The following is a 13,248-nucleotide window of genomic DNA, read 5'->3' as shown; positions in this document are numbered from 1 at the left end:
CGTCTTCGGGATGACCCGGGGACGGGATGCTCCCATGCGTCGAGGTGCCTGCCTCGATGAGGATTTGCTGCGTAGATTGGGATTCATAGAACGATTCCATCGCGGCGTTGCGCCGCAACAATCTGCGTCCGAAGAACTACGTCTGAAATGAACAAGTTCGCACGGCAGAGCCATCAACCTGCCGACATCGGGCCATTGCCCGACGACATCGCCGAAGAGCTGTCCCGCCTTCCGACCGAGGTCTTGAGCGTCGACGACGCGCCCTCCATCGCTCCGCCGGCGCCGCTGACCTCGGATGAAGTCCGCACCATCGTCATCAGCCTGATGCTGACGATGTTCCTGGCGGCGCTCGACCAGACCATCGTCGCGACCGCGCTGCCGACCATCGGGCGCCAGTTCCGCGACGTCTCCAACCTCTCCTGGGTGATCACGGCCTATCTGCTGGCCGGCACCGCCGTGGCGCCGGTGTTCGGCACGCTCAGCGACATCTATGGTCGCCGAGCCATGCTCATCACCTCGCTGAGCCTCTTTGTGGCGGGCTCGATCCTCTGTGCGGTCGCGCCGAATATGCCGATGCTGATCTTGGCGCGCGGCCTGCAAGGACTCGGCGGCGGCGGCATCATGCCGGTGGTGCAGACCGTGATCTCCGACGTGGTGAGCCCACGCGAGCGCGGCCAGTACCAGGCCTATTTCTCCAGCGTCTGGATGGTCGGCGGCATCCTCGGGCCCGTGATCGGTGGCGTGTTCGCCGAGCATCTGCACTGGTCGATGATCTTCTGGATCAACCTGCCGCTCGCAGCCGCTGCGCTGGCACTGCTGCTGCCGAAGATGGGCAAGATCCCGGTCTTCCACCGCAAGCGCAAGGTCGACTGGTTCGGCGGCGTGCTCCTGATGGCATCCGCGGTCGTCTTCATGCTGGTCTTGACCTGGGGCGGCACCCGCTATCCCTGGCTCTCGCCGACCGTGATTGCGATGGTGGGTGGCGCCGTTGCTCTGGCGGTGACCTTCGTCTGGCACGCGCGGCGGGCGGACGAGCCGTTCCTGCCGTTGCCGCTGCTCAGCGGAACGGTCGCGCCTTACGCGCTCACTGCCGGCGGCTGCGCGCTCGGGGCGATGACCGGTCTTACCGTGCAGCTGCCGCTATACTATGAGTCCGTCTACCATCTTAGCGCCAGCGAGGCTGGACTTGCGCTCATTCCGCTCGCGGCGGTCTCGACCTGCGGCGCGGCCATCGCCGGCCGCACCATGGCGCGCGCGAAGCACTACAAGCGCGTCGCCGTCGTCGGCACATCGTGGGCAGCACTGTGCGGACTGGGTCTCACATTCTCCACGCTGCCGCTGTGGGCCCTCTTGGTCTTGATGGCCGCGTTCGCGCTCGGTCTCGGCACGACCTTTCCGGTTTGCGTGGTCTCGCTGCAAAATTCGGTCGCGCGCGCCCAGGTCGGCACCATCACCGGCGCGATGAACTTTTTCCGCTCGCTGATGTCCTCGTTCACGGTCGCAGCGTTTGCGGCCGTCCTGCTGATCTCGCTCGGCGCCGACATCCCGCTGGCCGGCGAGCATCACGGTGCGATCAACGCGATTCCCTCGGCCGACATGATGATGGCGTTCCGCTACGTTTTCGGGGCCGCGGCCGCGATGATGGCGCTCGCCTCGCTCTGCCTGATCCTGATGGAGGAGCGGCCGCTGGCCGGGCCTGCGACCGCGCAACCCGTCGAGATGGCGGAGTAGGCGGCTTCATCCGCCGCGATCAGCGTAGGGATTGTCATCAGTGCTGCGCTCGGCCGCCTTCCTCGCCGCTGCCGCAAGATGATCCTTCAGCCGCGCGAGTGCGTCGGCGGACCAGTCTTGCACGTCGGTCACGGCGACCCAGGCATCGACGTAATGCTCGGGCGCGTAGACGTGGCCAAAGCCCATCGGCGTGCTGGTCGCAACCGCCATGTCGAGGGCGAGCTGGAGCATCGTCACGACGGGGTACCAGCGCAGCTCCGGTGACACGTCCGGACCGCGCGGCGCTTTCATCCAGGCTGGCGCTCGGTAGGCATCGCGGTAGTCGAACAGCACGATCGCGTCGCTGGCATATTGCAGATAGACGACACGCAGTGCGCTCCAGGGCGCATCTGCCGCCACCGTCGATCCGTTTTGGTTCATGAAGCGCACGAAGCGGCCGTCGCGAAACTCGGGCAGCCACTCCGGCGAGCCCTGATTGCGGTTCGCGGTGACCGAGCGCCAGATCCGGCTTTCGAACGGCGGCCCGCTCCACAGCGCGCCTGCGATGGGATCGCCGATCGTCTCGAACAGCTCTGCGGATTTTTCCGAGTTCATGGCGCCGAGGCTGAGACCATGCAGATATAGCTTTGGCCGCTTGTCCCTCGGCAGCGTCGTCCAGTAGCCGTAAACTTCCGAGAACAGTGCGCGCGCGGCCTCCGCGCCGTATTCGGGTTGAAACAACAGCGACAGCGGGCTGTTGAGATAGGAATACTGCATCGCGACGCTGGCGACATCGCCGTGGTGGAGATACTCGACCGTGCCCATCGCGGCCGGGTCGATCCAGCCGGTGCCGGTCGGCGTGATGACGATCAGGATCGCGCGCTCGAAGCCGTGCTGGCGCTTGAGCTCGTCCAGCGCCAGTCTCGCGCGCGCCTGCGGCGTGTCGCGGGCACCGAGACCGACATAGACCCGCACGGGTTCCTGCGCGGCGCGGCCCGTGAAGCCGCTGATCTCGGCAGCCGTTGGTCCCGAAGCCACGAATTCGCGTCCCGCGCGCCCGAGCTCATTCCATTTCACCAGTGATGCCGCGCTTCCCGTTTTCCCGGGCGCCGTCGGCTGCGGCCGCTCCGGCTCGATCAGGGCGTCGAATTCGCGGAAGGACGAATCGAGCGCGCGAAAGGTGGTGCGGACGAGGAGGTTGTTGGCGATCGACCAGAACAGCAGCGTCGCCAAGAGAACGCCGAGGACGTTTGCGATCTTTCTCGGAATGATACGTCCTTTGCGCGCGGCCAGGAAACGAACGACGAGCACGAACAGCCGCCCCAGCGCCAGAAGCACGACGAATGTGAGCAGCGCGATGGCGCAGACCTTGAGCGGATGCGCGGTCTCGACCGGGGCCATCTTCATGACTGCGCGGATCGAGTTCTGCCATTCGGCCGCCCGTCTGAGGTAAATGATGACGACGAGAAGGCAGCCGGCCGCGACCAGCGCGTTGGCGGTCGATCGCACCCGCGCCGACGGCTCGGGCAGCTCGAGATAGTGCCACAGCCAGCGCCAGAGGATGCCGGCGGCGTAGCCGATCGCAAAGCAGGCGCCGGCGAGAGCGCCTTGCGTGAGATAGCTGCGCGGGATCAGTGTCGGCGTCAGCGCAGCCGCAAAGAACAACGCGCCCAGCATGAGGCCGACGCCGGACAGCGACAGCATCTGCCGCCGGATGGGCCAGGCGAGATTCTGGCCGACACTCATGCGTCCCCGCTGGCGTCGCTCATGTCCCCGGCCGCGACACGTCGGTCTCCTTGCTGGTGATGAACTCGAGCAGCGTCGGCACGCCCTCGCGCGTCTTCTGGATGCCGCGCCTGATCGCGGGCACGATATCCTCAGGCTTGGTCACCCGCTCGCCATGGCCGCCAAAGGCGCGCGCCATCGCGGCGTAGTCGCCGGAAATGTCAGTCGAGCGATATTTTTCGGTCGAGACCGGCATTACCTTCAGCTCGATCGCCATCGAGAAATTGTTGAGCAGGATCGACAGGATCGGAATGCGCTCGCGCACCGCGGTCTCGAAATCCATGCCCGTAAATCCGATCGCGGCATCGCCCCACACATTGATGCAGAGCTTGTCGGGCTTTGCGAGCTTGGCACCCATCGCGAGACCGAGGCCGTAGCCGAGCTGCGTGGTCTTGCCCCAGCCGAGATAGGAGAGGGGTTCGACCGCCTTCCAGAACGGCGAGAGCTGGTCGCGCGGGCTGCCGGCATCATGCGTGATGATGGTGTTGTGGATGTCGACGGTGTGCTGGAGATCCCAGAGCACGCGATAGGGATTGAGCGGCGCGTCGTTGCTGGTGAGTTTTGGCATCCATTTTGCGAGCCATTCCTTGTGGGACGCCGCGATCTCGGCCGCAACCGCCGAGGCATCACGGTCCGACGTGACCGTCTTGCCGATCTCGTCCAGCAGCGCATCGAGCACCAGGCCGGCATCGCCGACGAGCCCGACCTTGGCTTCGACATCCTTGTTGAGATGGTTCGGGTCGAGCGTCGAATGGATGATGGTCTTGCCCTTGGGCATGGCGATGCCGAAGCTGGTCTCGGTGAAGGAGCAGCCGATGCCAAAAATCACGTCGGCCTCGGCAAGGAACTTCGGCACCGCGCGCGGCACGGCGAGCCCGCCCGAGCCGAGCGAGAGCGGATGCGTTTCCGGAAACGACGACTTGCCGCCGAGGCTGGTGGTGACGGGGATCGCGAGACACTCGGCGAGCCGCTTCAGTTGCGGCCAGGCCTGCGCGTAATGCACGCCCTGGCCGGCATAGATCACCGGCCGCTTGGCGTTGATGAGAAGCGCCGCGGCCTCCTTCACGTGAACAGGGTCGGCGGCGTAGCGGGTGCGCAGCACCGGCGTGTAGTCGAGGGGGGCCGGCACCTCCTCGTTCCACATGTCCGCGGGGATCTCGACAATCACGGGACCACCGCGGCCGTTCTTCAATCTGGTGAAGGCGCGGCGAAAGATATTGGAGACTTCGGCGGCGAGGATGATCGGCTCGGAGGATTTGGCGAACGCCTTCATTACCTCGCTGGAGTTGAAGTTCGGCTCGATGTGCGAGAGCCTGCGCTGATAGCCCATCGGCAGCACCAGCACGGGGACGGACTCGCCGAAGCACTGCGCGACACCGCCCATGGCGTTCTCCGCGCCGGGACCATGCTGCATGCAGAAGGCGCCGATCGAGCGCCCGGACGTAACGCGAGAGATCGCATCGGCCATGTGGATCCCGACGCGCTCCTGCCGCACCATCACGGGGCGGATCTCGGCCTTCGCGGCGTGCTCGATCAGGTGGTTGACCGGATAGCCGCAGAGGATCTCGATCCCCTCGCGCTTCATGATTTCCGCGATCGCAGTGCCGAGCTTCATCGCGTCTCTCCCTTACGGCAGGCCGGTTGATCCGGCCGATTTGTCGGGTAGAGGAGCAGGAATTCGCGAAAGCGTAAAGCGCGCGCGCCCGCGCGCAGCCGTAGGTCAGCCATGCAGGGCGGCCGCGCTCGGCCGCTATCCACCGGCGCTCGATTTCACCCGCCTTAGACCGGCGGCGGATTGCGGTCGGTGAAGGTCGTCCGCTGGTGCCAGTAAGGATAGGGCAGCGTCACCTTGCTGGCTGCATCCAGCCGCTCGATCTGATCCTTGGTCAATGACCAGCCGACCGCGCCGAGATTTTCGCGCAATTGCGCCTCGTTGCGTGCGCCAATGATCAAGGTCGAAACCGTCGGACGCCGGAGCAACCAGTTCAATGCGATTTGCGACACGCTTTTCCCGGTTTCCCTGGCAACCTCGTCGATCGCGTCCACGACATGATAGACGTGCTCGTCGGGTACGGGCGGCCCGAAGTCGGCGGTTTTGGGCAAGCGGCTGACCTCGGGCTTCGGCTGACCCCGGCGTATCTTTCCGGTGAGACGCCCCCAGCCGAGGGGCGACCAGACGACAGCGCCGATGCCCTGATCCAGGCCGAGCGGCATCAGCTCCCATTCGTAGTCGCGCCCGATCAGCGAATAGTAGGTCTGATTGGCGACGTAGCGCGGATAGCCGTATTTGTCGGCGACGGCGAGGGACTTCATCAGGTGCCAGCCCGAGAAGTTCGAAACGCCGACATAGCGGATCTTGCCGGCGCGTACGAGCCCATCGAGTGTCGCAAGCACCTCTTCGGGCGGCGTAAAGGCGTCGAAGCCATGGAGCTGGAACAGGTCGATATAGTCGGTGCCAAGCCGCTTGAGCGATCCGTCGATCGCTGCGAGCAGATGTTGCCGTGATGAGCCGATGTCGTTGGGCCCATCGCCGAAGCGGAACGTCGCCTTGGTCGAGATCAAAACCTTGTCGCGGCGACCTTTGATCGCCTCGCCGAGCACGCGCTCGGATTCGCCAAGCGAATAGACGTCGGCGCTGTCGAACATCGACACGCCGGCATCAAGGCAGATATCCAGCAGGCGCCGCGCCTCGGTCGCATCGGTGGTGCCCCACGCCGCGAGGCGACCAACCCCGCCGAAGGTGCCAGTTCCAAGACTGAGCGCCGGCACGGTGAGCCCTGACAAACCCAAGCGTCGGTATTCCATCACAATGCTCCTCGAAGGTTCTGCAGCCGCAGCTTTCGCCGGGCGACCTTTCCACGAAATGCTAGCGCAAGTACGGGCCTCGTGCCATTACACGCTCACATGGAGGCGATGCCTGGCGCGCGCCTTGAAGCGTCCACATTGCCGGTGGAGAAACGGCGGATTACCGCGCGGGCTTGGAGACCGATGGGCGCCTGGGGGACGACGACGCGTCGTATGGTCAGCGGACTGATGGCCGGCCTTGTGCTGCTGGCCGCGCCTGTCATGGCTGCCGAGTCTCCGGCCGAGCTGATCTCCGGCTTCCGCCTCAAGCACGGCGAGGCCCGCGTCGTGCGTGATGCAACGCTGGACCGCATTGCGCTGGAGCAGGCGCAGGCCATGGCGGCCAAGGACGATCTCAGCCACGAAGTCCTCGGCTCGTTCACCAGGCGGGTCGCGCCGGCGCATGCGGGGCGCGCCGCCGAGAACATCGCCTATGGTTATGACAGTTTCGAGAAGACGCTGGGACAGTGGATCGACTCCTCCGGGCACCGCAAGAACCTCTTGTTGCACAACGCATCCCGCGTCGGAATCGCGAGCGCCAGGAATGCCAGCGGCAAGCGCACCTACTGGGCCATGGTGATCGCGGGCGATTACGAGCCGAAGCCGGGCAAGGGCAAAAAGGACAAGGAGCCCGTCGTCGCCGTGAAACGTGACGCCGCTCCCTCGGGTGGACCGAAATCCAGGGATTGCCACGTCAAGCTGCTCAGCCTCTGCATTTGAAGCGGAGGGCGATGCCGGAATCGCCGGGCGAATTGCGGTGAGGAGCCTTGCGGAACCGGCCGCTGCAACGGATGCTTGCTCGCACCGTCCATCAAGGGAATCATTCATGTCCGTCGACACCCAGGCCGCCACTGACCGCCTCATGCGCTTCCTTGCCGTCGAGGGCGTGACTGGAAAGGAGGCGGCGATCGGGCGCGAGCTTACGGCGGCGCTGCGAGAGAGCGGCGTCCCGGCGGGGGCGATCCGCCTCGACGATGCCAACACGCGCATTCCCGTGCCGACCGAGACCGGCAACCTCATCGTCGATCTGCCCGGCCGCGGCGCGATGCACAACCAGCCGCGGATCATGTTCATGACCCACATGGACACGGTGCCGCTGTGCGCCGGCGCGAAGCCGAAGCGGTCGGGGCGCAAGATCGTCAATGCGGCCAAGACCGCGCTCGGCGGCGATAACCGCTGTGGCTGCGGCGTTCTCGTCACGTTGGCGGCTGAGCTTGCGAAGCAGCAGCTCGATCATCCGCCGATCACGCTGTTGTTCTGCGTGCGGGAGGAGAGCGGGCTCTATGGCGCGCGACACGTCAAGACGGAGGAGCTCGGCTCGCCGGTCATGGCCTTCAACTATGACGGCGGCTCCGCCTCCAACGTCACCATCGGCGCCGTCGGTGCGGATCGCTGGAATGTCGAGATTTTCGGCCGCGCCTCGCATGCCGGCGTTGCGCCGGAGCGCGGCATCAGCTCGACCATGATCCTTGCGCTTGCGCTCGCCGAGGTGAAGGCCGGCGGCTGGTTCGGCAAGGTGGTGAAGGGCAAGCGGCAGGGCACGAGCAATGTAGGTCCGGTCACCGGCGGCGAGGGCCGCCCCGCAGGCGATGCAACCAATGTCGTCACCGACTATGTGCACGTGCGCGGCGAAAGCCGCAGCCACGATGGAAAGTTTTTCAAGGAGATCACCAAAGCCTACAAGGCGGCGTTCGAGAAGGCCGCCAAGCGCGTCAAGAACACGCAAGGCAAGTCCGGCCGCGTCAAATTCAAGGCCGAGACCGATTATTATCCGTTCCGCATGAAGGAGAGCCTGCCCGTCGTCAAACGCGCGATCGAGGCCGTGGCCGCGGTTGGAGGGACGCCGGCCGTCCGCGCCGCCAATGGTGGTCTGGACGCCAACTGGATGGTCCGCCACGGCATACCGACCGTCACTTTCGGTGCGGGGCAGAACGAGGCGCACACGATCGACGAATGGATCAATCTCGACGAATACGACCGCGCCTGCGCGCTCGCGCTCCAGCTTGCGACGATGCGGTGAACTGCTTGCGCTGATATTCAGGCGGCACGCTGGCCGTGTCGCGGCGAGAGATCTGGGCACAGCACGAGCTTGCCCTCAAGACCACCGGCTTCGAGGCTTCGATGCGCTTCAGCAACTTCGTCCAGCGAGACCCGCGCTGCGACACGCGGATGGATAGCGCCGCTGCCGAGTAAAGCGAACAGGCGCTTCAGGTCCTCCATAAACCACCCAGAATGCTGCAATCGCATTGCGTTGATCGAATAGAACATTGCCCGCCGGCCACCAGGCAACCACCTCCAAAGGTACAGTCGCGCGATCCACATCAGCATGGTGAGCATGCGTCGGTGACTCTGCACGCCCGCCGAGTAGCCGTAAGCGCAGAGCAGACCGCCGCGCTTGAGGGCCGAGAATGATCGGCGATAGCCGTTTTCCCCGATGCCGTCGAACACGATGTCAAATCCGCCCGGCAAGACCCGCGTGAAATCTTCGCGTTGATAATCGACCGGCGTAGCGCCGAGCTCGCGGATCAGCGCGGCGTGCTTCCCATGGGCTCCGCCCCACAGCTGAAGCCCGGCTATACCCCCGAGCACGAGAAGCGCCTGACCGACCGCACCGGCAGCTCCATGCACCAGCACGCGCTGTCCTGACTGCACCCGGCCGGCGCGATGCAGGAGTTGGTACGCGGTCATCCAGCTGAGGATCAGCGTGGCAGCCTCCGCCGCGTCGAGGCCCGCTGGCACGAGAGTCAAGTCGCTCGCCCGAAGCGTGCGATAGGCAGCGTTCGATCCGAGCACCGTCATGTCGGCCACTCGGTCACCAAGCTGAAAGCCGCTCACACGATCGCCGAGCTGATCGATTTCGCCGACGACGTCGTAGCCCATGACAAAGGGGGGCCGACGCGAGGCTGTCTGCGGATAGAGGTGGCGTCGGATCAGAGTGTCGGTGTACTCAAGCCCGGAGGCGAGTACCTGAACGCGCACCTCGCCGGGACCAGCCGTCGGCAGAGGAGCGTCGACCACCTCCAGCTCTTCGGGACCGCCGAAGCGCCGGAGTTGAACAACGCGGTTGCGCGGATTGCTCACGTGCCGATCCTTGCAATCTCACACTCGACGTGAATTGGGAGAACTGCAATCGATGGTTTCGTCTGTCAGGCATCCAGATTTGCAAGTCTGGCTGGGAAAACCGGCCTTGTAATTGATGCCGATCAATTGCGCTCCAACCTCTCAGGCGAGCTTGAGCTTCGATGGACTTCCGCTTCGCGCCAGGAGTCGCTCTGCACGCCTGGTCGCGTCTTGGCCTTTTTGACACGTGCTGCCCTGCTCAATGTCCCGCTAAGTCGCATTTTGACGCCGGTGCCACGTTCGGTCGAAACCGGTGCTGGTTTGTTGCTCTGCAAACGGCGGCTTCGATCGAACCAACGAACCCATTCATTCGCCGTTGTTATTCGAAGCATAGGCGCTATCGTGCGCAAGCGGCGCAGCCGCGGCATTCTTCCAACAATTGCAGATATGGGAGACTCGCATGAAATTCATAACAACTTGGTCTGTACCTCAAGGCACCTTCAATGCAGCTGTCGCACGCTTTCTGGAAACCGGTGGCGCTCCGCCTGAAGGCGTGAAAATGTTGGGCCGCTGGCATGGCATGAACGGGCAGGGATTTGCGATCTCTGAATCGAGTGATCCAAAGGCCATGTATCGTTGGCACGCGCAATGGGCGGATCTGCTCCCGTTGACCGTCACGCCTTGCCTGGAGGACGGAGACGCGGGCGAGGTCATGGCATCGCTACCCAAGCGTTGAGCTTCAACCCCGACAACCACTGCCGCCGCCGAGGCCGGCGGCAGTGGCCGAGAACACGATTCAGTGGATGAGCTCCCGCCTGCGCACCGCCCCCCGTGACGTGTACTACCCTGGTGCGGGAGGCAGATTGAACTGGAACACGGCGCCCCTTGGTTCATTCGCACCGGCCCAAAGTCGTCCTCCATGCGTTTCGACGATCGAATGGCAGATGGACAGGCCCATGCCGATACCTCCGGGCTTGGTCGTGTAGAAGGGCTCGAACAAGCGGTCGACCATTGCCGCGTCAAAACCGGGACCGTTGTCCCGGACGGCAACGACAACGGCATTTGAGGCATCCACGACCGTGCTGATCCGCAGCTCCCGTCCCCCCGCGTCCAGGCAGTTCATTGCTTCGATCGCATTGAGGACCAGATTGAGAATGACCTGTTGCAGCTGGACGCGGTAGCCCTCGACAAGCGGCAAGTGCGCAGCGAGTTCAGTCTCGAGCAGAACACCATGTTTGATCAATTCACTGCGGGCTATGGTGATGACGTCCAGGATGGCGCTATTGACGTCAACGCTCTCTTTCCGTGTCGGAGCTCTCTTGATCAGGGAGCGGATCCAGCCGATGATCTCGCCGCCTCGTCTGGCGTCCGCGACGATGCATGCGAGCGCCCGCTGTGCCTCCTCGACGTTCGGGGATCGCGATCCCAGCCAGTTCAGCGCAGCCTCCGCATTGCAGAGCATCGCAGTAATTGGTTGACTTAATTCGTGCGTGACCGAAGCCGTGACCTGTCCCATTGCCGCCGCGCGATTGGCGTGTGTCAGTTCGGCCTGCATCACGCGGAAGGTTTCGGCGGCTCGTTTGCGTTCGGTGATGTCGCGGCTCAATGAAATGGTCTGTCGCTGGCCGCCTTCGCAGAACTCGCGCATGCGGACTTCGACGGGAAACACGGTGCCGTCCTTTCGATGATAGTGGCTCTCCAGCGTTGCGATGCCTCCGGCCTTGAGGCGCTCGCGGTTGATCCGCCAGGCGGCTTCGTCCATCTCCAGATCGAAGAAAAGCGGAATCGACCCAATCAGTTCGTCCCGGCCGTAGCCCAAGCTCTCGCACGCATTTCGGTTCACGTCGAGAACACGACCATCATCGTTGTGGAGCATGAACATGTCCGTCGCGTGGTCCACGAAGGTGCGGAAGCGGGCCTCGCTCTCACGCAGCGCCTGTTCGGCGCGCTTGCGCTCCGTGATGTGGCGCCCGACGCCGCGGTAGCCCAGGAAGTGTGCCTTCTCGTCGAAGACGGGTAGCCCCGATACGGACACGTAGCGCTTGCCGCCGTCGGGCGTCGGCCGCGCGTGCTCGAAATCACGGAACGGGAGGTGGGCGTCCAGCATCTCCCGATGCTTGCGCCAACCCTCCGCATCAGGCTCCAGATAAGGCACTTCCCATCGCGTTTTGCCAATCTCGGAGACCGGCGGATCGGCAAGGGTTTCGGCGAACTCCTGGCGGATGAAGCGATGTTGTGCATCCGTTTCCCAGTATACGTCGAAGGAGAATTGCACCAAGGTGCGAAAGCGCTCGTCGCTCTCGCGTAACGCCTTCTCGGGGCACTTGCGCTCGCTTGGATCGAACCCGTCCGACGGTACCTGAATTGGATCTTGCATGGCCGACCTTGCTGAAGAGCGATGGATCAAATCGACTCATTTCTAGCGTCGGGGTAGCGGAGCTATCCCTCGGCCCGGAGCGGCGGATACCTAGCGGTCGTCAACGGCGTACGGTGGGTCGAACCGCGCCTCGCGGTGGCCAATGATCGATCAGGAATATGGCTTGTGACGACTATACTTAGGTATACGAACGGTTCTCGACGTCATGCTGAAATGACAGGTCGGCCCGGCGGGGTCAGTAAATAAACGGAGCTGATCTCTGGCTCCGTCGGCTGCCGCTTCAGTATTGCCCTTCGGCCGCTCGGAATCGTGCCGAGGCCGGACGTCGTTCTGGAATCAACGGAAGTCGGGAGTTTTTACCAGGTCAACTGCCGGCGTTACTTCATCGCCGAGCTGATGGAGTTGAACTTGTTGTTGAGCAGGGCGGACCCCGTGTTGTTCACAACCGTAACGATTGCGAGCGCAATGCCGGCGGCGATCAGACCATACTCAATCGCGGTGGCACCACTTTCATCGGCAAGGAAAGACCTAAGCAAAGCCATCGTCGACTCCTATGATCCGTCTAATCTATGCTGGCGTCGTTTTCGAACTGGTAAATTGGTCGATTAAGTTTTTTTGTCCGCGTCAAAACAACGGGTTCGGTCGACCTCGCGTGCTGCCTGATATGATGGCATCCATTAAATTAAGGTTTCCTCACCCAATTCAGGCGGATTTGAATCGGTGCCCTGCTGGCAGAAGCGACATTGCGGGAGCCGGGCATGGTAAAGGAGACGAGAAGGCGCTGTGTTGTACCCTCGCGCGTCTCAAGGCGTCATCGCGCGTCCCGGCGCGCCTTTGCGACGGCGGTTCAGCACAGCTGCGAGGCGCCTGACCAGATAGGTCACCACGCGCGGCTGCGACCGTGCGGCGCTATTGGCGACGCGCTCTTCCTCGCTCGTGTCGTTCACGATGCCGATGTAGTTTTTTCTGGCGTCCTGCTGCTGCACGGGCGTGCGACCTTGGCTCAATCGAGGGAGCGACCATGCTGGGCAGAGCGGCAATCGACGGTTAATTTTGTCTTCCGTAGGAATACCCGGTGCGGCGGTGAGGTCAGGCGGTCGCGTCGAAAAACGACGCCTCCGCTTAACGGATTGTTGAGCCTGTTCGTCAACGGGTCGGCGAGCGAGCGCCGGTCCGGCATGGGCTCATCCGCGGCCGCCGTCCGCGTTCAGCGCCCGCAACATCGCGATGCGGGCGAACATCGTCCAGCCGCCGCCGGTCTCAGCCGCGTTGATCAGGATCTCGATTGCGGTCTGCCAGTGGGCTTCGTGCTGCGCGTCCTCCGGCAGTTGCATGATGTAGTCGGCCGCCTCTTGCAGCGTGAGCAGTTTGCGCCGGTTGGGCAGGGGGATTGGTTCGTCGAGCGACGTCGACCAGGGCATGTCAGGCCGGGCGATACGCGGGAAGGGACATCACGGCAGCGTCGCCCGGAG

The 13,248-nt window shown here is 63.9% G+C and carries 12 protein-coding genes; 4 read left to right on the top strand and 8 right to left on the bottom strand.

Annotated features, from left to right (window positions below; all coding sequences use genetic code 11):
- The first annotated feature begins 147 nt into the window (after window positions 1-147).
- Window positions 148-1,731 (top strand): MDR family MFS transporter, encoded by a 1,584-nt coding sequence (locus NLM33_RS12000; RefSeq protein WP_254096247.1) that lies wholly within the window; start codon window positions 148-150, stop codon window positions 1,729-1,731.
- A gap of 6 nt (window positions 1,732-1,737) precedes the next feature.
- Here the strand turns inward: NLM33_RS12000 and NLM33_RS11995 are convergent, their stop codons facing one another.
- From NLM33_RS11995 to NLM33_RS11985, 3 genes are all read right to left on the bottom strand, one after another.
- Window positions 1,738-3,456 (bottom strand): alpha/beta-hydrolase family protein, encoded by a 1,719-nt coding sequence (locus tag NLM33_RS11995; protein WP_254096246.1) that lies wholly within the window; start codon window positions 3,454-3,456, stop codon window positions 1,738-1,740.
- Between the two features lie 19 nt (window positions 3,457-3,475).
- Entirely contained in the window at window positions 3,476-5,110 is a 1,635-nt protein-coding gene (locus tag NLM33_RS11990) for a thiamine pyrophosphate-requiring protein (protein WP_254096245.1), read from the bottom strand.
- A 164-nt stretch (window positions 5,111-5,274) separates the two neighbouring features.
- A complete protein-coding gene (locus NLM33_RS11985; protein WP_254096244.1) occupies window positions 5,275-6,300 on the bottom strand; it encodes an aldo/keto reductase in 1,026 nt (341 codons plus the stop codon).
- Window positions 6,301-6,483: 183 nt separating this feature from the next.
- On the opposite strand from NLM33_RS11985, the gene NLM33_RS11980 reads away from it, so the two are divergent.
- Together NLM33_RS11980 and NLM33_RS11975 are read left to right on the top strand one after the other, a co-directional pair.
- Window positions 6,484-7,059, top strand: a complete 576-nt coding sequence (locus tag NLM33_RS11980) for a CAP domain-containing protein (protein WP_371929937.1) — start codon at window positions 6,484-6,486, stop codon at window positions 7,057-7,059.
- Window positions 7,060-7,165: 106 nt separating this feature from the next.
- Window positions 7,166-8,359: a M20/M25/M40 family metallo-hydrolase gene (locus NLM33_RS11975; RefSeq protein WP_254096242.1), complete on the top strand. Its 1,194-nt coding sequence runs from the start codon at window positions 7,166-7,168 to the stop codon at window positions 8,357-8,359.
- A 17-nt stretch (window positions 8,360-8,376) separates the two neighbouring features.
- Here NLM33_RS11975 and NLM33_RS11970 read toward each other — a convergent pair whose 3' ends face one another.
- Window positions 8,377-9,420 carry a medium chain dehydrogenase/reductase family protein gene (locus NLM33_RS11970; RefSeq protein WP_254096241.1) on the bottom strand — a complete coding sequence of 348 codons (1,044 nt, stop codon included), beginning with the start codon at window positions 9,418-9,420 and terminating at the stop codon, window positions 8,377-8,379.
- Window positions 9,421-9,859: 439 nt separating this feature from the next.
- Between NLM33_RS11970 and NLM33_RS11965 the strand changes: the two genes are divergently transcribed.
- The gene (locus NLM33_RS11965; RefSeq protein WP_254096240.1) at window positions 9,860-10,135 is read left to right on the top strand and encodes a DUF3303 domain-containing protein; all 276 of its coding nucleotides are present in this window, start codon (window positions 9,860-9,862) and stop codon (window positions 10,133-10,135) included.
- A gap of 105 nt (window positions 10,136-10,240) precedes the next feature.
- Here NLM33_RS11965 and NLM33_RS11960 read toward each other — a convergent pair whose 3' ends face one another.
- From NLM33_RS11960 to NLM33_RS11945, 4 genes are all read right to left on the bottom strand, one after another.
- The gene (locus tag NLM33_RS11960) at window positions 10,241-11,776 is read right to left on the bottom strand and encodes a PAS domain S-box protein (protein WP_254096239.1); all 1,536 of its coding nucleotides are present in this window, start codon (window positions 11,774-11,776) and stop codon (window positions 10,241-10,243) included.
- Between the two features lie 377 nt (window positions 11,777-12,153).
- Window positions 12,154-12,318 (bottom strand): Flp family type IVb pilin, encoded by a 165-nt coding sequence (locus NLM33_RS11955; RefSeq protein WP_027521278.1) that lies wholly within the window; start codon window positions 12,316-12,318, stop codon window positions 12,154-12,156.
- Window positions 12,319-12,579: 261 nt separating this feature from the next.
- A complete protein-coding gene (locus NLM33_RS11950; RefSeq protein WP_371929936.1) occupies window positions 12,580-12,783 on the bottom strand; it encodes a hypothetical protein in 204 nt (67 codons plus the stop codon).
- A gap of 177 nt (window positions 12,784-12,960) precedes the next feature.
- Window positions 12,961-13,197: a hypothetical protein gene (locus NLM33_RS11945; RefSeq protein WP_254096238.1), complete on the bottom strand. Its 237-nt coding sequence runs from the start codon at window positions 13,195-13,197 to the stop codon at window positions 12,961-12,963.
- Between the last annotated feature and the right edge of the window lie 51 nt (window positions 13,198-13,248).

Source organism: Bradyrhizobium sp. CCGUVB1N3, from assembly GCF_024199925.1.
Classification (GTDB): Bacteria; Pseudomonadota; Alphaproteobacteria; order Rhizobiales; family Xanthobacteraceae; genus Bradyrhizobium.
The sequence above is the reverse complement of the archived record's forward strand: the minus strand, read 5'-3'. Positions and strand labels throughout refer to the sequence as shown.

Coding starts and splice junctions, on each gene's coding strand:
- NLM33_RS12000 (WP_254096247.1), top strand. CDS start 148: ATGAACAAGTTCGCACGGCAGAGCCATCAACCTGCCGACATCGGGCCA.
- NLM33_RS11995 (WP_254096246.1), bottom strand. CDS start 3,456: ATGAGTGTCGGCCAGAATCTCGCCTGGCCCATCCGGCGGCAGATGCTG.
- NLM33_RS11990 (WP_254096245.1), bottom strand. CDS start 5,110: ATGAAGCTCGGCACTGCGATCGCGGAAATCATGAAGCGCGAGGGGATC.
- NLM33_RS11985 (WP_254096244.1), bottom strand. CDS start 6,300: ATGGAATACCGACGCTTGGGTTTGTCAGGGCTCACCGTGCCGGCGCTC.
- NLM33_RS11980 (WP_371929937.1), top strand. CDS start 6,484: ATGGGCGCCTGGGGGACGACGACGCGTCGTATGGTCAGCGGACTGATG.
- NLM33_RS11975 (WP_254096242.1), top strand. CDS start 7,166: ATGTCCGTCGACACCCAGGCCGCCACTGACCGCCTCATGCGCTTCCTT.
- NLM33_RS11965 (WP_254096240.1), top strand. CDS start 9,860: ATGAAATTCATAACAACTTGGTCTGTACCTCAAGGCACCTTCAATGCA.
- NLM33_RS11960 (WP_254096239.1), bottom strand. CDS start 11,776: ATGCAAGATCCAATTCAGGTACCGTCGGACGGGTTCGATCCAAGCGAG.
- NLM33_RS11955 (WP_027521278.1), bottom strand. CDS start 12,318: ATGGCTTTGCTTAGGTCTTTCCTTGCCGATGAAAGTGGTGCCACCGCG.
- NLM33_RS11945 (WP_254096238.1), bottom strand. CDS start 13,197: ATGCCCTGGTCGACGTCGCTCGACGAACCAATCCCCCTGCCCAACCGG.